The organism is Microbacterium schleiferi (genome assembly GCF_038150145.1).
Lineage (GTDB): Bacteria > Actinomycetota > Actinomycetes > Actinomycetales > Microbacteriaceae > Microbacterium > Microbacterium schleiferi_B.
The window spans coordinates 1-24,573 of the sequence record NZ_JBBWSA010000014.1; the positions used below are offsets into that span (position 1 = coordinate 1).

The window sequence follows — 24,573 nt, forward strand, 5'->3', positions numbered from 1 at the left end:
TCTAGACCAGAGCGCCGCGCTCAAGGCGCACGACGCGATCGACCAGGCCCTCCGGCACGGTGACGTGCGAGATCAGCACGACGCACTGGTGTGGCTCGACGGCCGACAGCAGGTCGATGAGCAGCGCATCGGATGCTGCGGGGTCGACGCCGGCGGTCGGTTCGTCAAGAACCAGGACGGGGAACCCGTGCAGCAGTGCTCGGGCCAGGGCTATCCGCTGTGCCTGGCCGCCCGAGACCAGCTGGCCCCGCTCGCCGACCCGGGCATCCAGTCCGCCGCGCTCGCGCAGCCACGGTCCGAGCCCGACGCGTTCGAGAACCGCCTCGAGGTCGGCATCCGTGGCGTCGTCGCGCGCAAAGAGCAGGTTCTGTCGGATGTCTTCATCGAACAGCATGGGATTTTGCTCGCACAGTCCGACGGTCCTGCGCAGGTCGTCCGAAGCGATCGCGTGCGCGTCGGTGTTGCCGATGCGATACTCGCCGGTGCTGTCGAGGAAGCGCACGAGGGCGTGCGCGAGGGTCGACTTGCCAGCACCCGAAGACCCGACGACCAAGAGCCTCTCACCGGGGCGGATCTCGAGGTCAACGCCTCGCAACGCCGCGTCGTCGGTGTACGGCCAGGTCGCGGAGAGGTTGCGCAGCACCACACCGTCGCCCAGCGCAGGGGCGACTCCGTTCGCGACGGGTTCGTCGCGAACGATCCCCGCGGGCGGCTCAGCTGGAATCGTGGCAGCGATGCGCTCGGCCGACGCGTGCACCTGGCGCCAGGCGGCGGCGGCAAGCGGGACCGCGGCGAAGACCTCGAAGACCGCCATCGGGACGAGGACCGCCACCGCGAGATCCGGGCCGGTGAGGGTTCCGGTTGCGACGGCAGGCATCGTCACCAGGATCGCGGCGAGCGAGGCTGCTCCGGCGAGCAGCGAGATGATCCCCGCGGCTCCCGCCTGCGCACCGGCGCGTCGGACTACCGCCCGTCGGAGCTTGCGGTCGGCATCCCGGATCCGGGCGCGGCTGTGCTCCTCCGCGCCATAAGCCAGCAGCACATCGAGGCTGCCGAGATGGTCGAGAAGGGCATCCGCGAGTCGGGAGCGCAGCGGCGCGATCGCCCGCTCCGCACGGGCACCGGCTACCCACCCCCAGCCGATAGCGACGAGCGCGGCCACCGCCAGGCAGGCGAGGAGGGTCAGTCCTGCGGGCCACGAGATGATCGTCACCAGCACGACAGCCGCCAGCGCCACTGTCGCCGACGCGACCAGGGGTTGCACCACCCGCAGCGGAAGGTTCTGCAGATCGTCGACGTCGTCCACGAGGGCGCCGAGGACGGATCCGCGCTTGGTACGGGTCAATCCGTCGGGGGCGAGGGGGATGAGGCGGCGCACCATGTCGGTGCGTGTGGTGGCGAGTTGACGGAGGGCAGCGTCGTGGCCGGCGAGCCGGTCGACATACCGGAAGACCGACCGGGTCAGCGCGAAGAAACGGACTCCCACGACCGCGACGGAGATATAGAGCACCGGCACCATTTCGCTGGAGCGAACGATCAGCCAGGCGCTGGTCGCCAGCAGCCCCACCGCTGACGCCTCCGAGATGAAGGCGGATGCCGCTCCGGGCCAGAACCGACGCAGCGGCGGCATCGCACCCCGGAGAATGTCGCGGGCCGTGGTCATGCCATCACCTCGCTCACGGTCACCGTGACGATCTGATCGGCGATCGCGCGCGCGCTCTCGCGATGGGAAACCAAGAGAACTGTCGCGCCGGCGTCGGCGAGCTCGCGAACGGATGCCCACAGTCGCGCCTCGGTCTCGGCATCCAGTGCCGCGCTGGGTTCGTCGAGCGCGATGACGCTCGCCGCTTTCCGGAGGTGTCGATAGAGCGCCCGCGCCACCGCGACGCGCTGCGCCTGCCCGCCGGAGAGCCCTGCTCCCTGGACGCCGAGTTCTTTCTCGGGGTGGATCTCGTCGGCGCACGCCAAGCGAAGCGCCCGTGCGACGAGCGCGGCATCGGGGCGGGTATCGCCCAGGGCGACGTTCGCAGCGACAGTGCCGGAGATGAGTCCAGGCTGCTGCCCCGCCCAGGCGAGCCATCCGGCCGGATCGAGGGCGGCGATCTCGATGCCACCGTAGCTGGCTGCGCCGGAATAGCCCGCTGCACGGCGCAGAGCGGCGAGGATGCTCGACTTGCCCGCGCCGCTGGGGCCCTCGATGAGGGTCACGAGGCCGGGCCGGGCCCGAAGGCTGATGGCGGGTAGAACACGCTCACCGCGATGGACGGTGAGTTCATCGAGCACGAGTTCGGCTCCATCGGGGGCGTCGAGGGATCGTCCACCTCCGCCGACCGTGGCGGAGTAGGCATCCAGCACCGCGAAGATGTCGTCGGTTGCGGCGACGCCCTCCGCTGCCGCGTGGAACTGAACGCCGACCTGCCGAAGGGGGAGGTAGGCCTCGGGTGCCAGGAGCAGGACGAACAGGCCCACCGTGAGGGCCAGCGAACCGTCGAGGAGGCGGAAGCCAATCGTCACGGCGACGATCGCGACCGCGATCGAGGCGAGAAACTCGAGCATGAAGCCCGACAGGAACGAGACCCGCAGAACCTTCATCGTCTCTCGCCGGTACTGCGTCGTGACACTCTCGATCGAGTCGGCTGCCCGGTGCTGTCGGCCGAAGACCTTCAGGGTCGACAGTCCCTGCACGGTGTCGCTGAAGCGCGCGGCGAGCTGGCCGAGGGTTCGCCATTGGCGCTGCTGAACGGCGCGGGTGGCCAGTCCGATCAGCACCATGAAGATCGGAATGAGAGGAAGGGTCAGCAGCACGATCAGGCCGCTCAGCCAGTCCTGCCACCACATCACGCCCAGGAGGATCGGCGTGGCGATCGCGGTGAGCACCAGTTGCGGCAGGTAGCGGCCGAAGTAGGCATCCAGGGCTTCGAGGCCCCGGCCCGCGGTCACTGCCAGCTGTGCGGTGTTCCGGTTCGCGAGCCACTCCGGGCCGAGCGTGCTGACGGCGCCCACGAGATGTTCTCGCAGTTCGCTCTCCACGCGAGCAGCGGCTCGCGACGAGGCCGCTTCGCGTGCCCAGATCAAGACCGCGCGCACGGCAATCGTGCCGCCGAGCATCGTCAGCGTCGGGGCGAGCTCGTTCAGCGGTACCCCGCCGATCGCGTCGACGATCGCCGTCGTGAGGAACCAGGCGAAGGCGACGATCGTCAGGGTCTGGGCAAGCCCGATGGCCGCGATCAGGGCGAAGAAGCCTCGGGAGCTTCGCGCGTACCGCAGGAGTCGCGGGTCGACAGGTCCCCGACGCGTGGGTCGGTCCTGCTCGGCGGGCATGAATCGAGTCTGCCTCATTTCCTCGGGCCGGCGTCCAGATCGGCCGTGCCAAAGGTCCCGCTGCTACGCCAGGATGTATCTGCCGTAGCAGCGGGAAGAATCCGAGGTATTGTCCGCTGGGGCGGAACAATGGATGAAATGGACCCGCATTCGCGGATGCTAGGGTGCGAACATGCGCACATATCGCATTGCCGACGCCGCCCGACTGCTCGGCGTCAGTGATGACACCGTCCGGCGGTGGATCGAGGCAGGCAGTCTCGCCACGACCGGAGCAAGTCCGGTAGAGATCCCCGGTGATGCGCTCGCCCAGCGGGCGGTGGAGCGCGCGCAGCAGGCAGCCGACAGTTCCGACGTGCTTTCGAGCGCCCGCAATCGGTTCGTGGGTCTGGTGACGCGCGTGCAGGTCGACGGGGTCATGGCACAGGTCGACATCCAGTCCGGCCCGCATCGGGTCGTCTCGCTCATGTCGGCCGAGGCCGTCCACGAGCTCGAGCTGCAGGTCGGATCGCTCGCAGCTGCGGTCGTGAAAGCTACCACCGTCATTGTCGAAGCCCCGAAGGACTGATCAGTGCCTCTTCGCGCCGTTGCCCGCGCTACCCTTGTCGCCGCTTCCGTGCTCATCCTCGCCGGATGCTCGGCGTCGGCCCCGGACCCGTCGCCGACGGCCTCGACGCCCGCCGCTTCTGGCGAGGTCACGATCTTCGCTGCTGCCTCACTCCAGGCGGCCTTCGACGAGATAGCGGCGGGGTTCGAAGACGCCTATCCGGACGTGGACATTCGGCCGATCACCTACGACGGCTCGTCGACCCTGGCCACACAGATCGTCGAGGGTGCCCCCGCTGACGTCTTCGCAGCCGCGAACGAATCGACCATGGGGACTGTCGTGGATGCCGGGCTTGCCGAGGCGCCCGAACTGTTCGCCTCGAACACCCTCGTGATCGTCGTGCCGGCGGGGAACCCGGCGGATGTCTCGGACCTTGCCGACCTCGCCGATCCAAACCTGTCACTTGTGCTGTGTGCCCCCGAAGTGCCGTGCGGGTCTGCGTCACAGAAGCTCCTTGCTGGCGCTGACGTGGCAGTGACGCCCGCAAGTCTTGAGCAGAACGTGACCGCCGTGCTCACGAAGGTCGCTGCCGGGGAGGCTGATGCGGGCCTGGTGTACCGGACGGATGTCGCAGGTCGCACCGATATCGAGTCGATCGTTCCGGCCGGCGCGGAGGCCGTGGTTAACCTTTATCCCATCGTGACGCTCGATGCAGCAGCCTCGCCCGAGGCTGCTGCAGCCTTTGTCGCCTATGTGCTCGGACCCGACGGACAGAGCGTCCTTGCTTCGTTCGGATTCGGAGCGCCGTGAGGCCTGGCACCGGAACGCTCCTGCCGCGCTCGCTGATCGTTCCGGCGCTGCTCGGGCTCGCGTTTCTGGTCGTGCCGCTCATCGCGCTCATCGCCCGGGTGCAGTGGGAAACCTTCTGGGGTGACATCACCTCCACCGAGGCTGTCCAAGCTCTTAGGCTGTCCCTCGGAACGGCGTTTGCTGCGACGGGGTTCTGTGTGCTGCTGGGTGTTCCCCTGGCGCTCCTGATCGCACGGTCGTCGCCGCGCATCGCCGCGGTGCTTCGGGCCCTTGTCACGGTGCCGCTGGTGCTTCCGCCGATGGTCGGGGGAGTGGCCCTGCTCTTTCTGTTCGGGCGTCGCGGCTGGGTGGGAGGTCTGCTCGCCGAGGCCGGCATCGCGCTGCCCTTCACCACGACAGCCGTCGTCATGGCCCAGACCTTTGTGGCGCTGCCGTTCCTGGTCCTTGCTGTGGAGGGATCTCTTCGAGCCACGGGCACCGATCTCGAACAGGTCGCTGCCGGGCTCGGGGCCGGGCGGTGGATGATCCTGCGCCGCGTGACACTTCCCCTTGCAGTGCCCGGGCTGATCGCCGGCGTCGTGCTGAGCTTCGCGCGTGCGATCGGTGAGTTCGGTGCGACGGCGCTGTTCGCCGGCAATGCGCCAGGGGTGACCCAGACGATGCCTTTGGCGATCTACACAGCCTTCAACGGTGCCGGTGTCACGCAAGGGACTGCCGTGGCGCTCTCGCTGCTCCTGCTGGTGGCGGCGCTGGCGGTGCTGCTGCTCGTGCGCGGATGGCGAGGCGAGGCACCGAGACGCGGAGTTCCCGGATGACGGCCGCGCTCTCGGCACGGATGCGCGTCGTCCGTTCCTCGGTGTTCGCGCTCGACCTGGACCTCGAACTCGCACCGGGCGAGTGCGTTGCGGTGATGGGTCCGAGTGGCGCGGGCAAGTCGACGTTGGTGGCTGCGCTCGCCGGCTTCGTACGCCTGGATGCCGGTCGCATCGAACTCGACGGGGAGGTGATCGCCGACGCATCCGTGCGCGGCAGCACGGCCCGCCGCGGCATCCACGTCGCTCCGATGGATCGCGGGGTCGTGCTCCTCGGCCAAGACGCCCGCCTCTTCCCGCACCTCAGTGCTCGTGAGAACGTCGCGTTCGGCCCTCGAGCGCGTGGCCACTCGCGCACCGACGCTGGGCGTGCCGCCGATGAGTGGCTCGACCGCGTTGGTCTTGCCGGGTTCGGCGACCGAATGCCGGCCCAGCTCTCGGGCGGGCAGCAGCAGCGCGTGGCTGTGGCCCGGGCACTCGCCGTGGAACCGCGGCTCGTGCTGCTCGATGAGCCTCTAACCTCGCTCGATATTCAGACGGCGGCAGAGATCCGGATGCTGCTGGCAGATCAGCTGCGCAGCACGGCAGTGGTGATCACCCACGACCCGGTCGATGCCCTGGCCATCGCCGATCGACTCGTCGTGATCGAGCGGGGGAGGGTGACACAGGACGGGGCGGTTCGGGAGGTGTTGCGGCATCCTGCTACGCCGTTTGCCCAGGCCCTCTCAAGCCACGTGCGCATCGCTGGGCGTATCGGCGACGACGACTGAAGGCGAGGACCGCCTGGCGTGGCGCCAGGCGGTCCTCGACAATCTCGGTGTTTGGCCGACTCCGTGTTCGGCGGGCTCAGTGGCTGACGAGCTCTGCCTTCTCGATCCGCGACCGGGTGACGCGCTTGCGGAACACCCAGTAGGTCCAGCCCTGGTAGGCGAGGACCAGCGGAAGGAAGATCAGCGCCGCCCACGACATGATCGTGAGGGTGTAATCGGTGCTCGAGGCGTTCTCGATCGTGAGGCTGAACGCCACATCCGTCGACGAGCGCATCACGTTCGGGAACATCGACATCCACAGCGTGAGTACCGCGAATGCGACAGTGAAGATTCCCGCCGTGAATGCCCAGCCCTCGCGTTCTTTCGTGTGGAAGAACATCGACAAGAGCAGGGCGACGGCTGCCAGAGCCGCAGCGGCGATCACCAGCGGCAGCAGGGGCGCTTCGTGGGCCGCGGCGATGAAGATCGTCCAGATCAGGAACGCTGCAGCCACCACGACGGTGATGAAACCGACCCGGGTTGCGAGGCGCTTGGCATCCTGATGCACCTGACCGTCGGTCTTGAGACCGATGAAGTACAGGCCGTGCAGGAACAGCACCAGCACGAGGGTGATACCACCGAGGAGCCCGTACGGGTTGAGCAGCGTGAGCAGCGACCCGGTGTACTCGTGGTTCTCATCCAGCGGAACACCTTGCACGAGGTTGGCGACAGCGACCCCCCACAGCAGCGCCGGCAGCACCGACCCGATGACGATCATCGTGTCGAAGCCCTTCTTCCAGCGCAGCCCCTCGCGCTGGTGGCGGTACTCGAACGAGACACCGCGCAGGATGAGGGCGAGGAGGATCAGCAGCAGCGCCAGGTAGAACCCGCTGAACAGGGAGGCGTACCACTCGGGGTAGGCCGCGAACAGGCAGGCACCGGCGACGATGAGCCAGGTCTCGTTGAAGTCCCAGACGGGACCGATCGTGTTGATGATCTGACGCTTGCCGACCTCGTCTTTACCGAGGAAGGGGAGCGACATGCCCACGCCGAAGTCGAAGCCGTCGAGAACGAAGTAGCCGACGAACAGGACTCCGACGATCCAGAACCAGAGGTATGCAAGATCCATGATGATCAGCTCCTAGTAGACCGTCGTCGGGGTGTCTTCGAGGGCAGGCGGTTCGGCGTCCGTGCTGCCGGGCTCAGGAAGCGGGTCTGGTCCCTTGTGCACCGTCTTGAGGATGAGGCCGAACTCGACCACCGCAAGCGAGGCGTAGATCGCGGTGAAAGCGACGAGCGAGATCAGCACCGACCAGCCGGGAACACTGGGGGACACGCCGTCCTCGGTCAGCATGAGGCTGAACACGATCCACGGTTGGCGACCCATCTCGGTGAAGACCCAGCCGACGAGCGACCCCAGCAGCGCGATCGGGGCGCTCCAGATCGCGACGCTCCAGGCCCAGCGGGGAACCTCGCGCTTTGCGTTCTTGCGGGTCAGCCACAGGCCCACGATCGCGATGAAGGTCGCGAGGAAGCCGAGGCCCATCATCCAGCGGAACGCCCAGTAGGTGATCCACAGCACCGGGTTGAAGACGCCATCGACCTGCGCGGCAAGATCCGGCCACTGCGCGGCGTACTGCGCGTTCAGGTCGTTGATGCCTTCGACGCATCCGTCGAGCGTGTGCGTGGACAGGAGCGAGAGCAGGTACGGCACACGGATCGACCAGATCTCGCCGGTGCCGTCGGGAGTCCCGATCGAGAAGATCGAGAAGGATGCGTCGGCCCCGCAGGCGGTGTTGAACAGCGCCTCGGCTGCGGCCATCTTCATCGGCTGGGTGGAGACCATCACGAGGCCCAGCTGGTCGCCGGCAAGGAAGGTGCCGGCGAAAGCGACGATCATGCCCCACAGGCCGAACTTCAGGGCGGGGCGCATCATCTCGATGTTGCGCTTGCGTGCCATGTGCCAGGCAGCGGCTGCGATCACGACGCCCGACGAGAACATGAACGCGGCGAAGATCGTGTGCGGGAAGGCAGCCAGGGCGATCGGGTTGAACACGACCTCGAGGAAGTTGTTCATCTCCGCGCGGCTGCCGTCTTCTGCCATCTGGTAGCCGACCGGGTTCTGCATGAAGGCGTTGGCCGCGATGATGATGTAGGCCGAGAGCATCGCGCCGATCGAGGCGATCCAGATGGATGCCAGGTGCAGCCCCTTCGGGAGTTTGTCCCACCCGAAGATCCAGAGGCCGATGAAGGTCGCTTCGAAGAAGAACGCCATGAGGCCTTCGAACGCGAGCGGGGCGCCGAAGACATCACCGACGAACCGCGAGTAGGACGACCAGTTCATGCCGAACTGGAACTCCTGCACGATGCCGGTTACCACGCCCATCGCGAAGTTGATCAGGAAGATCTTTCCGAAGAACCGGGTCAGGTGCAGCCACTTCACGTCGCCGGTGCGATACCAGACGGTTTGGAAGATCGCGACGGTGACCGACATGCCGAGGGTCAGCGGCACGAACAGGAAGTGGTACAGCGTCGTGAGGCCGAACTGCCATCGGGCTAGCAGCAGCGGATCGAGCAGATCCATGATCATTTCCCCCCAGATCGAGGTTGTGTACTGGTGGTCACGCTACTCCCGGCTCCATCAGTCGGGGTGAAAGTTGGGGCCGTGAATAAGCCCCACGTCTGACCTCATCACGGTAGCGCGATGGCCGTGGCGCACAGGAGGACCTTGGTCCGGTCAGCTCGCGACGAGTTCCGCCTGGCGCGAGGCGCGCGCGGCGAGAAGCTTGACCACGCACCGCTCCGGGTGCACAGACGCGGTCATGCACTCGACGCGCAGCGGCCCCCCTGCCTGGGAAAGCACGCTATCCATCAGGCCGAGGTGAACCGCGCACAGGGTCTCCCGATCGCGCGGGCTCGCGGAGGCGTGCGGGCACGGGGAGAGGTCGACGGTGAGGGCCGACTCGTCGACGATCGGCTCGAATCCGGCATCCCCAAGATCTTCCACCAGCGCGTCGAGCTGATGAACGGCATCCGTCGGCAGGTCATCGACATCGGTCCACGGCATGACGCGGCGCATGAGATCGCCGCGTTGCGCGGCAGCCCGGGCCTTGTGGCGTGCAACGGCACTGGTTGAGTCTCGGTCCTGTCCGGTAGCGGCCGAATACAGCACGCGGGGCCTGCCGCGTGTCGTGCGGTGCTCGGTTTCGGCTACTACGTAGCCGCCGTCAACGAGGCGCTGGAGGTGTTCGCGCACGGTGTTGGCGTGCAGGCCGGTAGCTTCGCAGAGTTCGGTGACGGTCCGTTCGGGTCGCTCCTGCAGCAGAAACAGGATGCGGACGCGGGAGAAGCTGGAGATCGCACTGTAGGTGACGCGGGGCATAGCAGGATTATGGGTCGGGAATCGGGCCGGCCAACCGGGAATAAGGTCCCGTGCGCGGGTACCGAGTCGATCTTTGCGACAATGGGTTTCATGTCCCGATCGCGAGCGACGCGCGTCATCCGCGCCTCAGTCGCCGCGTCGATCGCGACCTTCGTCGCGCTGTTCTCGCACGTGGCGGCGGGTGGGACGATGCCCCACTGGCTTGGAATCGCCGTGCCGTGGGTGCTTTCACTCGCTGTGTGCACGGTGTTGGTTGGCCGCGCTCTCTCGCTGCCGCGGCTGAGTGTTGCGGTCGTGCTCAGCCAGCTTCTGTTCCACGTGCTCTTCGTCCTCGGTGCCGACAGTGGAGCTGCGACGGATGGGGCCGCCACCGGTCACGTTCATGGCCTCCCCACCCTCGACCTGACGACGGGAACGACGGCGGTCGCTGCAGACCTGTCGATGTGGCTTGCCCACCTCGTTGCCGCCGCGCTCACTGTCGCAGCGTTGTACCGCGGCGAGAAGCTCGTCATCCGTCTTGGCGACCTGGCGCGCGAGCTGCTCGCATGGGCGCGCCGACGCATTCTCCTCGGCGAGGTTCAACTTCCCGCGGTTGCTGAGCGACCCGGGATCGTGTGTACCCCTGCGGAACCCCTGCGTTCGGCGCGCGTTGTCTCGCTCGTGCGCCGACGCGGTCCGCCTCTGTCTTTCGTGGTCTGACTCTCTGTTTCGACTCCTGCGGCTGCCGGCTCGGCGCCGGGGGAGGCGCATCGACGTTCACTCACGAAAGGCGTTTTTATGTCGTTGTCTCTTCGCGCGCGCGCCGGGGCCTTTGCGGCTTCGGTCGTCGCGGCCACCGTCGCACTGTCTCTCGTTGCCGCGCCAGCCTGGGCGCACGACGAACTCGTCGCAAGCTCTCCTCAGCAAAACGGGCAGCTGGCGGCGGCCCCGACCAGCGTGGAACTGACGTTCTCAGCCGAGATCATGCAGATGGGAGCAGCCGTGATCGTCGCGGATGCTCAGGAGAACGACTGGGTCGCTGGCGACATCCAGATCGACTTCGACACCCTGACGGTGGCCCTCGACGAGGGGATGCCGAACGGGGCATACGAAGTACGTTGGCGGGTCGTCTCGTCGGACGGGCATCCGATTTCCGGTCTCATTCCCTTCACGGTGGATGACCCGGCGGCGGCCTCCCCGGCGCCGACGGCTACGCCGACCCCCGTGAGTTCACCCACGCCGACAGCAGATCAGGCCACCGGTGGTCCTTCCGATGACGCGACCACCGCGCCGCTGGACTCCGCGGCAGAGGACGGCGGCATTCCGCGCGTCGTCCTGATCGGCGCGATCGGGGCGGCATCCGCGCTCGCCCTGCTCGGGCTGGTTCTCTTCTTCCTTCGCGGCCGCGCCAGGCGCGCCCGCCGGGGCTCCGATGAGGAGCCCCCGAAGCCCCGAAAGGGAAACCTGTGAACACCCGCATTTCCACCCGATTCGGCATCCTTCTGGTTGCGGCGGCCCTCGGCCTCGCCGGCTGTGCGTCCACGGACACCGGTACGACAGCTGCCACCGAAGCCGACTCCGTCACGATCACGGATGCGTGGGTCAAGGCCGCTGACAGCGGCATGTCCGCCGCGTTCGGTGAGCTCGAAAACACCGGCGATAGCGATGCCGTGATCGTCTCGATCACCTCGGATGCATCCTCGATGATGGAACTGCACGAGGTCGTCGACGACGGCAGCGGCAGCATGGTCATGCAGCAGAAGGACGGCGGATTTGTCGTTCCGGCCGGCGGCAGCCTGACGCTCGAGCCCGGGGGTTTCCACTTCATGCTCATGGATCTCACCGCCCCGCTCGTCGCCGGGGACGAAGCGACATTCACCGTCACGTTCGAGGACGGCTCGACGATGGACTTCACCGCACCGGTGAAGGACTTCACGGGTGCTGACGAGAACTACAACGGCGGCGGCATGGATATGGGCGACGACCACTCCGGCATGGACATGGGCGGCGACCAGTAACGATGACCGCCGATCGGACTCACTCCGGTCGCCCCGGGTCGACCCGGCGACAGTTCCTCGTGGGGGGAGCTGTCGCCGGCGTCGGCGCGGCCGCGGCGATCGGCATCGACCTCGCCCTGAACTCCGGCACGGACGCTGCTGTACCCGCGGCATCCGGCTCGACCCCGCAAGACGGCGTCGAGATCGTTCCCTTCTACGGTGCCCACCAGGCGGGGATCGACACCTCCGCTCAGACCTACGGGACCTTCGTCGCGCTCGACTTGCTGCCAGAGGTGCAGCGCGAGGGGCAACGACGCATGATGAAGGTCTTGACCGACGATGCTGCGCGCCTGACCCGCGGCGAGCCGGCGCTGGCTGACTCGGAGCCCGAGCTGGCGATCGCCAGGGCCAGGCTTACTGTCACCTTCGGGTTCGGTCCGGAGTTCGTCGCGCGGGCGGGAGGTGTCGGGCCGGCGTGGCTGAAGCCTCTTCCTGCGTTCTCGATCGACAGGCTCGAGCCCGCGTACACGGGCGGTGATCTGCTCATCCAGATCGCGGCCGACGACCCCCTCGTGGTCGCACACGCGACGCGGATGCTGCTGAAGGACTCGCGTTCGTTCACCACCGTGCGGTGGGTGCAGCAGGGTTTCCGCCGCTCGGCCGGCGCCTACCCCGAGCGGAGCATGCGGAACCTCTTCGGCCAGGTTGACGGCACCGTCAACCTGGTGGCGGGGACGGCGGACTTCGACGAGGTCGTCTGGAGCTCGGACGGATGGCTCGCCGGCGGCACCGGGATGGTTGTGCGCCGCATCCGGATGACGCTTGACACGTGGGACAAGCTCGATCGGTCGGGACGAGAACAGTCCATCGGCCGCACCCTCGACACCGGGGCGCCGCTGACCGGGACTGCCGAGACCGACGCCCCGGACTTCGAGGCGCGCACCGCGCTCGGCTTCCCCGTGATCCCGGAGTTCTCGCACATGCGGCGTGCCCGTAGCGATAACCCTCGGGAACGCATCCTGCGCCGTCCGTACAACTACGACGATGCTCCGACAGGGGGTGCGCTCTCGGACTCGGGGCTGATCTTCGCGTCGTTCCAGGCCGACATCGACGCGCAGTTCGTGCCGATGCAGCAGCGTCTTGCCGACCTCGACCTGCTCAACGAGTGGACGATCCCGATCGGCTCGGCGGTGTTCGCTGTGCCACCGGGGTGTGCGGAGGGCGGCTTCGTGGGAGAGACCCTCCTCGCGTAGCGCCGCTCCCGCTACAGTGATGCCCACGGGACGGATGCCGCGCCGGGCGGGCGCCCCGCTGGGAGGGGAACATGGCGGGTAGGCGACCTTTCGGAGTCACCCTGGTGGCGATCATCGCCTGGCTCACGGGTGCGCTGCAGATCATCGCGGGAGTGCTGCTGATGATCGGCGGCGAGATAACCCTCGGCATTCTCGCGATGCTCATCGGCTTCGTCACGATTCTCGTGAGCCTGGGTCTGTTTGGCGGCAGCAACGGCGCCCGCATCCTCACCGCCGCGGTCTTCGTGCTGAACATTGCCGGCTCGGTGTATCTCATGATCACCGAGCCTGCCCAGCTGTGGTCAGCTGTGGGATCGGCGGTGCTGCCGCTGGTCGGCCTGCTGCTGTTGTTCACGTCGCGCGCCAACAGCTTCTTCCGCTGAGGTCACCGTGTCTCGGCTCACGGAGGCGCTCATCCCGCCATCGCAGCGCCTGTCGGTCGATGAGCTCCACGATGCGCTGAACCTCGGCGCCGGGGAGGTGGGGCGTAAGCGCTCGGCCTTCCTGATCATGCTCGTGCTCTCGGCGATCATCGCCGCGGCAGGCGTTCTCGGCGACTCGACGGCGACGGTCATCGGGGCCATGATCATCGCGCCGCTTGCCACTCCGATCCTCGGCATCGCGCTCGGGATCGTCGTCGGGCAGTTGCGCCTTGTTGTCAGCTCGCTACTGCGGTCGGTGCACTGTGGCTGTTCCTCTCGAACGCCGTCGCGCTGATCATCGCGGGGAGCGTCGTCTTCACGCTCGCCGGATATGCCCGCGAGCCCAGCTCGCTCCCGACAGCTCGGCGGAGGCGGGCCTACGCCATCGTCGGAATCGCGGCAGTCATCGTCGTCATCCCGCTGGCGCTGAACACCGTCGCGTCATTGTTGCTCACGTCGTGGGGCCTCACGATTCGCAATGCCTCCCAGGAGTGGATAAGCGCCGATCCCACGGCATCCATCTCGGATGTCCACTGGGTCGGGCTGAACGCAACGATCGATGTGGTCACGGATGACGGTGAGATCCCGGCCACTGACGACCTCACGGCAGCGCTCGATGGCCTTCCTGAGTTCGTGGGCGTAACGGTGCGCGTGCAGACCGAAGCTGAGTACGCGATCCGCTGACGATTCACATCAGCGGGCTCTCTAGACTGCGAATGAGCTTCCGGATCGGGTAGCCGCGTCAGTCGACATCGACAACGTAAGGAACCGCAATGCAACTGGGAATGGTCGGACTCGGACGAATGGGCGCGAACATCGTGCGCCGCCTCATGAACGATGGGCACGAGTGCGTCGTTTACGACGTGAATGCGGATGCCGTTACCGCGCTCGCGGGCGAGGGTGCGACAGGCGCGGAGTCGTTTGCCGACATGGCGAGCAAGCTCGAGGCGCCGCGCGCGATCTGGCTCATGATCCCCGCGGGTCTCACGGGCGACGTCGTCGACCAGGTAGCCGAGGTGCTCGAGCCGGGCGACATCATCATTGACGGCGGCAACTCCAACTACCGCGACGATGTGCGCCGGGCCGCCAAGCTCAAGCCGAAGGGCATCCATTACGTGGATGCCGGCACCAGCGGTGGCGTGTTCGGCCTCGAGCGTGGCTACTGCCTCATGGTCGGCGGTCCGAACGAGGCGTTCGACCGCATCGAGCCGATCCTCAAGACCATCGCGCCTGGCAAGGGCGACATCGAGCGCACGCCGGGACGCGCCGGCGACTACGCCCCCGAAGAACTCGGCTACCTGCACTGCGGCCCATCGGGGGCCGGCCACTTCGTGAAGATGGTCCACAACGGCATCGAGTACGGGATCATGGCCGCGCTCGCCGAGGGAATGAACATCCTCAAGAACGCCGACGCGGGAGTTCGCGAAGCCGAGCACTCGGCTGAGATCGCCCCGCTGGAAGAACCCGAGTTCTACCAGTTCACGATCGACACGCCGAAGGTCGCCGAGCTGTGGCGTCGCGGATCGGTGATCTCGTCGTGGCTGCTGGACCTCACCGCCGCGGCTCTCGAAGAGAACCCCACGCTCGATGGACTTGCAGGCCGGGTCTCCGACTCGGGCGAAGGTCGCTGGACCGTCAAGGCTGCCGTAGACACCGGGGTTCCCGCTCCCGTGCTCTCGGCAGCGCTGTTCGAGCGGTTCGCGTCCCGTGACGAGGATCACTACGCCAACCAACTGCTGTCGGCGATGCGCCTGCAGTTCGGTGGCCACCACGAACTCCCCACCGGCGATGTGTTGGAGGCCGGTTCTCGGAAGTCCGATCAGGCCGGCTGAACATCGAGCGCGGGAAGGCTCGCTTCGAACGTCGTGCCCTGGCCCGGCGCGCTCGTGACGCGCAGGATGCCGCCGTGCGCGCTCACCAGGGCATGGGCGATTGCAAGTCCGAGGCCAGATCCCGCGGAGTGGCGCGACGAGTCGCCGCGCCAGAACCGTTCGAACACGTGGGGAAGTTGATCGGCGGGGATGCCTGGTCCGGTGTCCTGCACCCGCAGGATGACGCGGTCGGCGTTCGTCCGCGTGCTGACGGTGACCTCGGCATCCGGAGGGGTGTGCTGCAACGCATTCCCCACGAGGTTGCGCGCGACCTGGGTCAGGCGAGGTTCGTCGCCGAGAACCCACGCGGGACCATCGGTGTCGACGATGAGACGGCGTTCAGGATGCAGCACGCGAGCGTCCGAGACGACCTCCGCGGCCACGGCGGCAAGATCGACCGCCGCGTTCTCGAGCGGACGCCCGGAGTCGGTCCGCGCGAGCAGAGACAACTCGTCGGTGAGCAGCCTCATGCGCCCGAGCTGTCGTTCGACTCGCGCCATGGCTTCAGTGAGAGCCTCGGGGTCGGTCAGGCCACCGCGGAGGTAGAGCTCGACCCATCCGCTGGCCGTCGTCAACGGCGTACGCAACTCGTGCGAGGCATCCGCAACGAACGAGCGCATGCGGTTCTCGGCATCCTCTTGCACGTCGAAGGCGAGGTTCACGGTGCTCGCCATCCGCGCGATAGCCGGATCTCCGCTGGTCTCGACCGGAAGGCGTAGCGTGCGGTCGCCCTCAGCGATGCGTTCGGCGTGCTCGGCCATGGCTGTCAGTGGCCGGAGCCCGCGTCCGACGACCAGTGCTGCAGCGATGATCAGGATGATGGTCGTCACGACCGCTGTCACCGAGAGCGCCGAGATCAGAAGAACGCCATTGGCCTCGCGATCGGTCGTGCGCACGACGAGGACTGCCGAGGTCACCGGAACGTCGCTCGCGTTCTCGCTGAACGAGAGGGCGAGCCCCGTCGTGTCGATCGTCTCGGCGAGGTACCGGCCATCGATATCGGTCGGCTCGTGAGCCGCGCGAGTCACGATCGCGGGAACGTCTGCTTCCGGGATGCCGGCAGCCGTCAGCACGCCCTCATCGCCGAGAAGGACGATGCCGAGCGAGTCAGCCGCGATGCGCTGCACGGTCTCGCTCGAGATGACAGCGCCCCCGGTCGCATCCAGCCCCGCGGTCATCCGCTGCGCCGTGTTCTCGAGCTGGGTGAGGTCGCGTTGGCTCAGCAGCGGAAAGATCGCGAAGGAGGCGATGACCGCGCCGCCGAGGACGACGGCTACCATCACGACAGCGAGGGTCACCGTCAGCCGTGCCCTGATCGATCGCACGTCAGCGACCGGCATCCGTGCGTAGGACGTAACCGAAGCCGCGCACCGTTTCGATCAGCGGATCTCCATGCGCATCGAGCTTGCGTCGCAGGCTCGAGATGAAGCGCTCGACGACGTTCGCCTCGCCGCCGAAGTCGTAGAGCCACACTTCTCTCAGGATCTGACTCTTAGACAGGACCTGGTCGGGATTGGCCATGAGTATCTGCAGCAGCCGGAACTCCGTCGGCGAGAGGTCGATGCGTGTCCCGCCACGCTCGACCAGGTGACGCTGCTCGTCAAGCATGAGGTCCGCGACACGGATGGCGGCATCCTCACCGGGTTCCTCTGTCGGCGCGGAGCGGCGCAGGAGCGTCTCGATGCGGGCGATGACCTCGACGGCGCTGAAGGGTTTTGTGACGTAGTCATCACCGCCCAGTCGCAGCCCGCGGACACGGTCCTCGACGGCATCGCGAGCCGAGAGGAAGAGAACAGGGAGCGTGGCGTCGCGGCGACGGATCAGCTGCACGACTTCGAATCCGTCGACCCCCGGCATCATGACATCCAGAACGACGACATCGGGTGGTGTCGCAGCGAGAGCCGCAATCGCATCAGCCCCGGTGGATGCCTGCGCGACCTCGAAGCCGCTGAATCGCAGCGTCGAATCCAACATCGCACGGATCTCGTCGTCGTCATCGACCACGAGGATGCGGGCGCTCATGCCGTCATCCTGCCACGGGCTGCGGTGCAGCAGCCCCGGCCGCAACGGCGACAGCCGTCCGATGACTCCCGGTGAGGGCGCGCCGCCGCCGGATGCCCCACCTGACGCCGAGGACTCCCGCGAGGCTCCAGACCAGCAGCACGGTGATGGCGCCGAGCGCGGAGGACCCGTCAGGATCGCCTGCCAGACTCGCGGCCAGGGATGTGAACGCCGTGCCCGGGAGCAGCGCGTTGAGCGTGCCGAACACCGGCGGTGCAGTCTGCAGTGGCAGGACGGCGGAGCTGGCAGCCTGCGCGGCAGTGAGGATGCCGAATCCGAGGAGTCCCCAGCGACCCCAGGCTGCTTCGAGCGCCGAGAGCAGCAGGGTGAAGCACACGGCTGCCAGAAGGGCGACGCTCGTGAAGCCGACCGCGGCATTGAGCGGAAGCCCGAACATCCCGATCACGCCCACGGTCACAAGGGCCTGGATGCCCGCGATCGCCAGCCGGGGGCGAAGCAGCAGCCCCGACAGCCGGCCGGTGGAGGCCGGGGAATCCAGTGATGCGCGCGAGTACACGCGTCTGCCGGCAACGAGGGTGGCAAGCGAGCCGAGCCACAGGACGAGCGCAGCGACGCTCGCAGCGAGCCATCCGTCCGCTGAACTCGTCGGGTCCGTCGCGACGGTGACGGGCGTGGTCACGACCTCAGCCAGGGTGTCGGCATCCTCGTCGGAGGTCACCGGCACCTGGGCTGCGCCCTCGGCGAGGCCATCGGCCAGGCTCTCGGTGCCGTCTGCCAGCTCTGTCGCGCCGCCCGCCAGAGTGTCGGCCCCGGCTGCCAGCTCTGAAGCCCCCGACGCGGCGGATGAGACGCCGTCCGCCGCTTGGACTGCCCCGTCCGCGACCTGCGCGGCACCGCTTGCAAGCTGGGTCGCGCCCGCTGCCAGCTGCGAGGCCCCCGACGCGACCGATGCGGCTGCGCTCGCAGTGCCCGCGGCTGCGCCCGCTGTCTGCGTGGCAGAGCTCGCGAGGGTCGCCGAGGCCTGGGCGCTCGCCGACAGCGAGGCGCAGAACTGGGGCGAACTCGACACGGCTGGGCACGTTGCGGCAAGTGAGGCGAGGCTCGACGCGAGCTGCTGAGCGCCGCTGGCGACTCCCGATGCTGCTGCGCTGACGCTGCTCGAGCCGGATGCCAACTGCGAGGCTCCGCCTGCTAGCTGACCTGCGGAGGATGCCAGAGTCGAGGATGCCGACGCCGTTTGCTGTGTTCCCGTGGCAAGACTCAGGGTGCCGGTGGCAGCCTGCGAGAGACCGCTAGCCAGTTGCGCGCTCGAATCGGCGAGGGTCGCGGTGCCGCCGGCGAGCTGGTCAGCCCCGGACGCGAGTTGCTCGGCGCCGTCTGCGGCATCGGTCAGCGCCTGAGCGACGCTGTTCATGCCGGTGATGGTCTGGGTGACGAACGCGTCAGTGACCTGGTCGCCGAGCTCCTGCGTCGCCGCCTCCGTGACGGCCTGGGCTGCCAGCGCTCCGACGGCCGATGCCGCCGGATTGGTCTGGAGCGTCACTTCGGCGCTGACGGGCGCGTCAGTTCCCACCGACAGGACCGACTGCGAGAAGTCCTCGGGCATGGTCAACACGGCGTAGTACTCGCCAGCGGCGAGGCCGTCGGCTGCATCCTCGGCGCTGGTGAGAGTCCACCCGAGGCCGAACGTGTCATCCTCCGGATGCACGAGCGCGCTCGAGAGTGCTCGCCCGGCAGCCATCGGCGTGTCGCCGGTGACGATCTCATCGTCGTTGACGATCGCCACCGGGACATCTCCCACGCGATCCGCGCGATCGGTGACGCTCCAGCTCAGGAGCGCTGCAGCTCCCAGTGGAATCACCAGTGCGGCGATGAGAAACAGGGTGAGGGCGCGGGGGCGCGACGCGCTCATGCGGGGGCTCCGATCGAGGCGAGAGGGGCGGATGCTGTCAGGGCAGCGGGTGCGGCGGTGAACATGACGACCGTGGCGCCGGCGTCCCGGAGGCTCTCGGCGAGGCCTCGGTCATCGCATCCGGGAAGGAAGATGATCTGTGCTCCGCAGGCCACGGCGACGGCGGCGGCGAGCTGTCGCCGAGCGGACAACTCGAGGCGCGCGATCGGGGCGTCCCCGGCGGGGGCGAGGGTCGTGGCGCGCGCCAGGCGCTCAGCGCGGTCTCGTCGTCGTCCGCCGACGGTGTCGACGGTCGCGGCGATGTAGTCGGCGACCGTCCCATCGCTGGGGCTCACATCATCGGCCGTGACGATCGCCGTTGCGCGACGAACGGTCTCCGCCCGCTCGGGCAATACCTGACCATTCACAGCGAGTGTCCCCGAGACCGGCCGGGTTCTGCCGGCGAGAACATGCGCGACAGTCACCTCATCGACGCCGCCGGGCACGGGGATGCTCGCCACCTCGCCGTTGCCGATCGCGAGGGTGAGAGGCGCCGCGCCAGGATCGACGACGAGGTCGTGCGCGCTGATCGCTAGGGCGCTGCGCCCGCTCTCATCCAGCGCCACCTGACGCGCGAGCGCGTCACCCTCGATGTCGACGGCGGGGAGGATGCGCTCCAGCCACGCGGGGAGCCACCACGCCCGATCACCGAGCAGGGTCATCACGGCCGGCACGAGCGTCATCCGGACCAGGAACGCGTCGACGAACACGCCGACGGCGAGGCCGAACGCGATGGGCTTGATCGTCGCGCTCCCGGCGGGGATGAACGCGACGAACACCGCGATCATGATCAGCGCAGCTGCCGTGACCACGGGGGAGGAGTGTCTGAATCCGCTCATGACGGCGCCACGGGCGTCACGCGTGTGGCTGTAGTCCTCGCGCATCCGGCTCACCAGGAACATCTCGTAGTCCATCGCGAGGCCGAACAGGACGCCCATCACCAGGATCGGCAGGAAGCTCACGAGCGGGCCCGGAAGAGAGTCGCCGAGCACGGCGGGGAACCAGCCCCACTGGAAGACCGCGACGATCGCGCCGAACGCTGCCCCCACCGACAAGAGGAAGCCGACGGTGGCCTTGATCGGCACCCAGATGGAACGGAAGACGATCATCAGCAGAACGATGGAAAGACCTGCGACCGTCAGCGCGAACGGCAGCAGCGCGGCAGCCAGCCGTTCTGAGGTGTCGATGTTGATGGCGGTGGTTCCGGTCACCCGAATGTCGCTGACTCCGTACTGCTCCTCCAGGTCGGGAGCTCGCTCGCGCAGCTCATGGACCAGATCCGTCGTGGCCGGATCGTTCTGCCCACCCTCGGGAATGACGCGCAGCAGTCCCGTGTCGGCGCCGGCATTCGGCGATGCGACCGGGACCGCCGATACCCCAGGGATCTGCGCGATCGCTGCTGACAGATCATCCATCGTCTCGACGGGGTTGGTGGACTCGAGGATGTCGACGGTCACGAGCAGGGGGGCGTTCCAGCCGGGGCCGAAGGTCTCGGCCACAGCATCGAAGTGATCGCGGCTGTCCGTACCGACCGGCTTGGTGCTGGCATCCGGCAGCGCGAGCGCCATCTGCGTCGCGGGCAGGGCAAGCGCGCCGACGCCGACAACGACGAGCACGATGGTCAGCGCGGGAACCCGAGTCACGATCCGCACCCATCGGCTCGAGAACCCGGTGCGCCCGCTCGGTGCCGGGGAGGCCGAACGCCGGCGAGCGCGCCGAGGGCGGGGTGTGAGTCGAGTGCCGGCGAGCAGCGCGAGTGCCGGTAGCAGCGTCAGGGCGACGAGCACGGCTGTTGCTACCGCGAGCGATCCGCCGAAGGCCATAACGGTGAGCACAGGGATCCCGACCACCGAGAGCCCCAGGAGCGAGACGATCACCGTGAGTCCCGCGAACACCACGGCACCGCCCGCGGTCCCCAGCGCGCGCGACATCGCCTCGCGCGGCTCGAGTCCGGCTGCCAGCTCCTGCCGATGCCTGGACAGGATGAACAGGGAGTAGTCGATCGCGACGGCCAGCCCCAGCATCGTCGAAAACGACGGGGTCGCCGTCGATATATCGGCGACGTGGGACGCCAGGCCCAGGATGCTGATCGTCGCTCCCACGCCTGCGATGGCAGCCACGATCGGCATCCCTGCAGCCAGGAACGACCCGAACGTCACGAACAGGACCAGAAGCGCGACGGCGATGCCGATGACCTCCGACAGGTGCGACATCTCGGGGTTACCTTCACCGTAGGCAGAGCCTCCGATGGTCGAGGTCACGCCGGCTTCATCGACAATGGCTGCCTCGTACACGGCATCCAGTGCGTCGTCGCTGGGCTTCTCGTCCTCGAACTGCACGGTCGCAAGCGCCGCATCGCCGTTCTCGTCGATCTGCAGACGGTCCATGCTGCTGACGTTCGCGACGCCGGGAATCGTCTCGATCTCGGCCAGGGTGTCTTCGATGACCGCCGTGGCACCGGCATCCTCAATGGACCCGGAGTCGGTGCGGAAGAGCAGCTGCGCACTCGCGCCCGCCGCCGATGAGCCAAAGCGCTCCTCCAGGACGCTCTGCCCGACCTCCGATTCGGTGCCGGGAACGGAGAAGTTGTCGGCGTAGGCGGTTCCGGCGACGCGGCTGGCCCCGAGGAGGGCGAGAATGACGACCAGCCAGTCGATGATGACAAGCAGGCGGTGGCGGGCGACCAGGTGGCCGAGCCGGTGAAGGGCGAGTGACATGGGGGCCTTCCGGGGTGAGCGGATGCGATGGTCACTAGTCGATCTGGTCGACCTGACCGCCCGAGCTCGCCGAACCTGACGGGAAGCTGACGGTTCAGCCGATACAGCCGTTCAGGGGTCCGGCAAGACCACGCGCGCCGGATGCCGAAGCAGGCGCCGTCGCTGAGAGAACCAGCTCGTCCTCGGCCAGCGACACGGAGGTCACGGCGATCGCGTCCGGAGTACTGGGCAGCGCGATCCCGTCGATCAGAGCGGCAGGGGCGGCCTCGCCAGCGCGCGAGAGCAGTGCCGGAGGAACCTCGAACCCTCCGACGGTGACCGCGGCGGGAACGAGCCGCCAGCCGTCGGGTGTCTGCTCGGGCTGGAAGCTGATCGTGGCGGGGAAGGTCGTGCCCCGGTAGGGTATCTCTACCGCTATCGACACTGCCGTCGAGTCGATTCGTGCCTCGACCGGGGTATCGAACCGGCAGGCGGCCAACGTTGCGACCGCGGCGCCGTCGATTCCGACGCGAAGGTCCACGCGACCGGTGAGCACCTGCACGATCGCCGGCGTCGCGCCGGAGGACACTGACACTCCCTCGACGGCGAGATCTGCTGTGGCCGATTCGAGTCGTGCGTCCAGGTTCGCACGCACAACCAGCTCAGCACCGACCACGGCGCCGACGACGACGGTGGCGCCGACGGCAGTCCACACCCATGCTCGTTTGTTCACTCCCCCATCGCAGCCCCGCGACCTTCCGAGTCGCGAACCGTGCGCTGACGGGTCGCTGACATCGCGCTGCCAGCCATCCCCACGCCGGCACGCGCTCAGCTAGAGTGCCAGGATGCGGAGCAAGCGCCTGTGAGCGGCGGCATCCGCTTCGCGCTCCGCCGCGCGACCGCAGCACGTGCGTCGCTTCTCGCGATGGCCGTCTTCGCTGCCGTCTCGGGTGCCCTGGTCAGCGCGGCGGCCTCGGTGGATGCCGCTCGGGTGGCACGCTCGGCAGCCGAAGGGCTGACGAGCGACGGGTCGGCCGGTGTCGCCGCGGTCGCGGTCGGAATGCTCGCACTGCCCGTCGCCCTGGCAGCGGTGCTGTCGGCAGCGGAGGTGACGCGGTCGCGCACCGGCGAGACGAGATTGCTTCTGGCCCGCGGTATGGCGCCCCGCCGGCTAGTGACGATCGCGGTTGTCGAGACCGCCGTCGTCGCGACGGTGTCGGGCGTTGCCGGTGCTCTCGGAGCGGCTGTGCTCCTGTGGGCGCTAACTGCTGCCGCTGCGCAGGTCGGGCTGACGGCTACGGGTGTTGCGGTGATCGTCGTCGGCACCACCGGTGCCGCCGGTCTGCTCGCCGGGCGCGAGAGTCGGCCGGCCAGGGGTGTCGCGGTCGCCATCGCTGCGATCGTTGTCGTCGCTATCGTCACCGGGGTGGCGACCTGGCGCCTTCTGACTTTCGGTGTGGATCCGATCTCGTTCCTGGCCCCTGCCCTGCTCCTGCTCGTGGTCGCCGCAGCATCGACCGTCCTCGCACTTGCCGCGCTCCGGATGCTGAGCAGTGCCGCTGCCCGGAGCCGGGGTGTCGTGATCGTCACGGCACTGCGGCGGCTTTCACGCAGGCCCGGGCGCTCCGCAGCATCGATGATCGCTGTCGCCATTGCCGTGGGAATGAGCGTCGTGGCTGCCTCATACACCTCAAGTGCTGACGGGCTCGGCTCGGGCCCAGAGTCGTTGCGGGTGGGTGCAGATCTCCGAGTCGTGACTATTCCCGCCGATGTCCCGCCCGCCGCAATTGCTACGGCGGCGGGGGCGGACGCGGCGATGGGAGCCCGCCAGCTGGTTGCGAGCATGCCCTCGATGCGCTCGGATCGTGACCGCGTCCCCATCCTGGCGCTGGAGTCAGCGAGATTGCCTGAGGTGATGACGGCGATCCCGGGCGTCGTCGCCCCCGGCGACTGGTCCGAGCTCCTGAGCCGACCTTCCGATCCGGGCCAGATCCCCGCCCTGGTGTCGCAAGACGTCGCCGATGACCTGGGGCTCATCGAGGGCGAAACGCTCGCCCTCGAGGCCTCCTCGCCCTCGCTCACGGCTGACCTGGTGATCGCCGGCGTGGTCCCCGCTATCCCGGGAACCCCCGGCTCGCGAGGTTTCGTGGTAGACCTCGCGCGGCTGGCCGCTGTGTCGGGGGAGCCAGTCGAGGCCAATCAGCTCTGGCTCACCTCGGACGATCCCGGTGCCTCTGCCGTTCTGATCGAACGGGATTACCCGCAGGTGGTCGTGCTCGCCCCCGATCCGGCGGTCGCGGCAGATCGCGTCGGGCAGGGATCAATCCTTCAGGTGTCGGCGATAGGGTCCGTCCTCATCGCCCTCATTCTGCTGGTCTTGCGCGGGGGAGTCAGCGGGGCCGAGGCCCGTGAAGCGGCGCTGCTGGCCATCCTGGGGGCGGGCAAGCGAGGTGCGACCAAGGCGGTGGCAGTGCAGAACACGACAGCGCTCGTCGTCGGTTTCGTGGCCGGGATCATCGGGGGAGTGGTGACGGCAGCGGTGGCGGTGCCTCCGGCTGTCAGGTGGGCCTCCGGTGATCTTCCCGCTGCCTACCCCGTCGGCATCCAGGTCGATGTTCATACCCTGCTTGTGCTGCTGGCGGTCCTGCTGGTCGGTGGACTCGCCATTGCCTGGTGGGTGCGTCTTCCGAGAGCGCTCGCGCGACTGGTCCGAGAGGACGAGTGA

Annotated in this window: 24 protein-coding genes; 13 read left to right on the forward strand and 11 right to left on the reverse strand. The window is 67.9% G+C overall.

The window, feature by feature from the left end; all coding sequences use genetic code 11:
* Position 1: 1 nt before the first annotated feature.
* Positions 2–1,663: a thiol reductant ABC exporter subunit CydC gene (gene cydC, locus AADH62_RS13630; RefSeq protein WP_341579958.1), complete on the reverse strand. Its 1,662-nt coding sequence runs from the start codon at positions 1,661–1,663 to the stop codon at positions 2–4.
* Positions 1,660–3,321: a thiol reductant ABC exporter subunit CydD gene (cydD, locus tag AADH62_RS13635; protein ID WP_341579959.1), complete on the reverse strand. Its 1,662-nt coding sequence runs from the start codon at positions 3,319–3,321 to the stop codon at positions 1,660–1,662. Before cydD ends, cydC begins: the two co-directional genes overlap by 4 nt.
* Positions 3,322–3,493: 172 nt before the next feature.
* Here cydD and AADH62_RS13640 point away from each other — a divergent pair, with 172 nt between their 5' ends.
* Genes AADH62_RS13640 through AADH62_RS13655 form a run of 4 tightly spaced genes read left to right on the forward strand, consistent with a single transcriptional unit; the run spans position 3,494 to position 6,257 of the window.
* Positions 3,494–3,886, forward strand: coding sequence for a TOBE domain-containing protein (locus tag AADH62_RS13640; RefSeq protein ID WP_341579960.1), 393 nt, complete (start codon positions 3,494–3,496; stop codon positions 3,884–3,886).
* Positions 3,887–3,889: 3 nt separating this feature from the next.
* Entirely contained in the window at positions 3,890–4,675 is a 786-nt protein-coding gene (gene modA / locus AADH62_RS13645) for a molybdate ABC transporter substrate-binding protein (RefSeq protein WP_341579961.1), read from the forward strand.
* Positions 4,672–5,490, forward strand: coding sequence for an ABC transporter permease (locus AADH62_RS13650; protein WP_341579962.1), 819 nt, complete (start codon positions 4,672–4,674; stop codon positions 5,488–5,490). The genes modA and AADH62_RS13650 overlap by 4 nt, the downstream gene beginning before the upstream one ends.
* On the forward strand, positions 5,487–6,257 hold the full coding sequence (locus AADH62_RS13655) for an ABC transporter ATP-binding protein (RefSeq protein ID WP_341579963.1): 771 nt from the start codon (positions 5,487–5,489) through the stop codon (positions 6,255–6,257). The genes AADH62_RS13650 and AADH62_RS13655 overlap by 4 nt, the downstream gene beginning before the upstream one ends.
* Positions 6,258–6,333: 76 nt before the next feature.
* On the opposite strand, the gene cydB is transcribed toward AADH62_RS13655, so the two are convergent.
* The 3 genes from cydB to AADH62_RS13670 form a co-directional block, all read right to left on the reverse strand.
* Positions 6,334–7,365, reverse strand: coding sequence for a cytochrome d ubiquinol oxidase subunit II (cydB, locus tag AADH62_RS13660; RefSeq protein WP_341579964.1), 1,032 nt, complete (start codon positions 7,363–7,365; stop codon positions 6,334–6,336).
* Between the two features lie 12 nt (positions 7,366–7,377).
* Positions 7,378–8,820 (reverse strand): cytochrome ubiquinol oxidase subunit I, encoded by a 1,443-nt coding sequence (locus AADH62_RS13665; RefSeq protein ID WP_341579965.1) that lies wholly within the window; start codon positions 8,818–8,820, stop codon positions 7,378–7,380.
* A 153-nt stretch (positions 8,821–8,973) separates the two neighbouring features.
* Complete coding sequence (locus tag AADH62_RS13670; protein WP_341579966.1) at positions 8,974–9,618, reverse strand: helix-turn-helix transcriptional regulator; 645 nt, start codon at positions 9,616–9,618, stop codon at positions 8,974–8,976.
* 90 nt (positions 9,619–9,708) lie between these two features.
* Here AADH62_RS13670 and AADH62_RS13675 point away from each other — a divergent pair, with 90 nt between their 5' ends.
* From AADH62_RS13675 to AADH62_RS13700, 6 genes are all read left to right on the forward strand, one after another.
* Positions 9,709–10,317: a hypothetical protein gene (locus AADH62_RS13675; RefSeq protein WP_341579967.1), complete on the forward strand. Its 609-nt coding sequence runs from the start codon at positions 9,709–9,711 to the stop codon at positions 10,315–10,317.
* 78 nt (positions 10,318–10,395) lie between these two features.
* The gene (locus AADH62_RS13680; RefSeq protein WP_341579968.1) at positions 10,396–11,067 is read left to right on the forward strand and encodes a copper resistance CopC family protein; all 672 of its coding nucleotides are present in this window, start codon (positions 10,396–10,398) and stop codon (positions 11,065–11,067) included.
* Positions 11,064–11,615 (forward strand): copper chaperone PCu(A)C, encoded by a 552-nt coding sequence (locus AADH62_RS13685; protein ID WP_341579969.1) that lies wholly within the window; start codon positions 11,064–11,066, stop codon positions 11,613–11,615. Before AADH62_RS13680 ends, AADH62_RS13685 begins: the two co-directional genes overlap by 4 nt.
* 2 nt (positions 11,616–11,617) lie before the next feature.
* Positions 11,618–12,847 (forward strand): Dyp-type peroxidase, encoded by a 1,230-nt coding sequence (locus AADH62_RS13690; protein ID WP_341579970.1) that lies wholly within the window; start codon positions 11,618–11,620, stop codon positions 12,845–12,847.
* A gap of 71 nt (positions 12,848–12,918) precedes the next feature.
* Complete coding sequence (locus AADH62_RS13695) at positions 12,919–13,269, forward strand: hypothetical protein (RefSeq protein WP_341579971.1); 351 nt, start codon at positions 12,919–12,921, stop codon at positions 13,267–13,269.
* A 7-nt stretch (positions 13,270–13,276) separates the two neighbouring features.
* A complete protein-coding gene (locus AADH62_RS13700) occupies positions 13,277–13,603 on the forward strand; it encodes a DUF389 domain-containing protein (RefSeq protein WP_341579972.1) in 327 nt (108 codons plus the stop codon).
* 82 nt (positions 13,604–13,685) lie between these two features.
* Here AADH62_RS13700 and AADH62_RS13705 read toward each other — a convergent pair whose 3' ends face one another.
* Positions 13,686–13,877: a hypothetical protein gene (locus AADH62_RS13705; RefSeq protein ID WP_341579973.1), complete on the reverse strand. Its 192-nt coding sequence runs from the start codon at positions 13,875–13,877 to the stop codon at positions 13,686–13,688.
* Between AADH62_RS13705 and AADH62_RS13710 the strand changes: the two genes are divergently transcribed.
* Both AADH62_RS13710 and gnd read left to right on the forward strand, forming a co-directional pair.
* Entirely contained in the window at positions 13,870–13,992 is a 123-nt protein-coding gene (locus AADH62_RS13710) for a hypothetical protein (RefSeq protein ID WP_341579974.1), read from the forward strand. The two genes, AADH62_RS13705 and AADH62_RS13710, sit on opposite strands and share 8 nt — an antisense overlap.
* Positions 13,993–14,081: 89 nt before the next feature.
* Positions 14,082–15,140, forward strand: a complete 1,059-nt coding sequence (gene gnd, locus AADH62_RS13715; RefSeq protein WP_341579976.1) for a phosphogluconate dehydrogenase (NAD(+)-dependent, decarboxylating) — start codon at positions 14,082–14,084, stop codon at positions 15,138–15,140.
* Here the strand turns inward: gnd and AADH62_RS13720 are convergent.
* From AADH62_RS13720 to AADH62_RS13740, 5 genes are all read right to left on the reverse strand, one after another.
* The gene (locus tag AADH62_RS13720; RefSeq protein WP_341579977.1) at positions 15,128–16,504 is read right to left on the reverse strand and encodes a HAMP domain-containing sensor histidine kinase; all 1,377 of its coding nucleotides are present in this window, start codon (positions 16,502–16,504) and stop codon (positions 15,128–15,130) included. The genes gnd and AADH62_RS13720 overlap by 13 nt on opposite strands.
* Before the next feature lies 1 nt (position 16,505).
* Positions 16,506–17,201 carry a response regulator transcription factor gene (locus tag AADH62_RS13725; RefSeq protein ID WP_341579979.1) on the reverse strand — a complete coding sequence of 232 codons (696 nt, stop codon included), beginning with the start codon at positions 17,199–17,201 and terminating at the stop codon, positions 16,506–16,508.
* Positions 17,202–17,205: 4 nt separating this feature from the next.
* Complete coding sequence (locus AADH62_RS13730; RefSeq protein ID WP_341579980.1) at positions 17,206–19,113, reverse strand: YhgE/Pip family protein; 1,908 nt, start codon at positions 19,111–19,113, stop codon at positions 17,206–17,208.
* On the reverse strand, positions 19,110–21,869 hold the full coding sequence (locus AADH62_RS13735) for an MMPL family transporter (protein ID WP_341579981.1): 2,760 nt from the start codon (positions 21,867–21,869) through the stop codon (positions 19,110–19,112). The genes AADH62_RS13730 and AADH62_RS13735 overlap by 4 nt, the downstream gene beginning before the upstream one ends.
* Before the next feature lie 94 nt (positions 21,870–21,963).
* Positions 21,964–22,581: a hypothetical protein gene (locus tag AADH62_RS13740; RefSeq protein WP_341579982.1), complete on the reverse strand. Its 618-nt coding sequence runs from the start codon at positions 22,579–22,581 to the stop codon at positions 21,964–21,966.
* 129 nt (positions 22,582–22,710) lie between these two features.
* On the opposite strand from AADH62_RS13740, the gene AADH62_RS13745 reads away from it, so the two are divergent.
* Positions 22,711–24,573, forward strand: a complete 1,863-nt coding sequence (locus AADH62_RS13745; RefSeq protein ID WP_341579983.1) for a hypothetical protein — start codon at positions 22,711–22,713, stop codon at positions 24,571–24,573.

Bases quoted from the DNA above. Each gene is read 5' to 3' on its own strand.
- cydC (WP_341579958.1), bottom strand. From the start codon at position 1,663: ATGACCACGGCCCGCGACATTCTCCGGGGTGCGATGCCGCCGCTGCGT.
- cydD (WP_341579959.1), bottom strand. From the start codon at position 3,321: ATGCCCGCCGAGCAGGACCGACCCACGCGTCGGGGACCTGTCGACCCG.
- AADH62_RS13640 (WP_341579960.1), top strand. From the start codon at position 3,494: ATGCGCACATATCGCATTGCCGACGCCGCCCGACTGCTCGGCGTCAGT.
- AADH62_RS13655 (WP_341579963.1), top strand. From the start codon at position 5,487: ATGACGGCCGCGCTCTCGGCACGGATGCGCGTCGTCCGTTCCTCGGTG.
- cydB (WP_341579964.1), bottom strand. From the start codon at position 7,365: ATGGATCTTGCATACCTCTGGTTCTGGATCGTCGGAGTCCTGTTCGTC.
- AADH62_RS13665 (WP_341579965.1), bottom strand. From the start codon at position 8,820: ATGGATCTGCTCGATCCGCTGCTGCTAGCCCGATGGCAGTTCGGCCTC.
- AADH62_RS13670 (WP_341579966.1), bottom strand. From the start codon at position 9,618: ATGCCCCGCGTCACCTACAGTGCGATCTCCAGCTTCTCCCGCGTCCGC.
- AADH62_RS13675 (WP_341579967.1), top strand. From the start codon at position 9,709: ATGTCCCGATCGCGAGCGACGCGCGTCATCCGCGCCTCAGTCGCCGCG.
- AADH62_RS13680 (WP_341579968.1), top strand. From the start codon at position 10,396: ATGTCGTTGTCTCTTCGCGCGCGCGCCGGGGCCTTTGCGGCTTCGGTC.
- AADH62_RS13690 (WP_341579970.1), top strand. From the start codon at position 11,618: ATGACCGCCGATCGGACTCACTCCGGTCGCCCCGGGTCGACCCGGCGA.
- AADH62_RS13695 (WP_341579971.1), top strand. From the start codon at position 12,919: ATGGCGGGTAGGCGACCTTTCGGAGTCACCCTGGTGGCGATCATCGCC.
- gnd (WP_341579976.1), top strand. From the start codon at position 14,082: ATGCAACTGGGAATGGTCGGACTCGGACGAATGGGCGCGAACATCGTG.
- AADH62_RS13725 (WP_341579979.1), bottom strand. From the start codon at position 17,201: ATGAGCGCCCGCATCCTCGTGGTCGATGACGACGACGAGATCCGTGCG.
- AADH62_RS13730 (WP_341579980.1), bottom strand. From the start codon at position 19,113: ATGAGCGCGTCGCGCCCCCGCGCCCTCACCCTGTTTCTCATCGCCGCA.
- AADH62_RS13735 (WP_341579981.1), bottom strand. From the start codon at position 21,869: ATGTCACTCGCCCTTCACCGGCTCGGCCACCTGGTCGCCCGCCACCGC.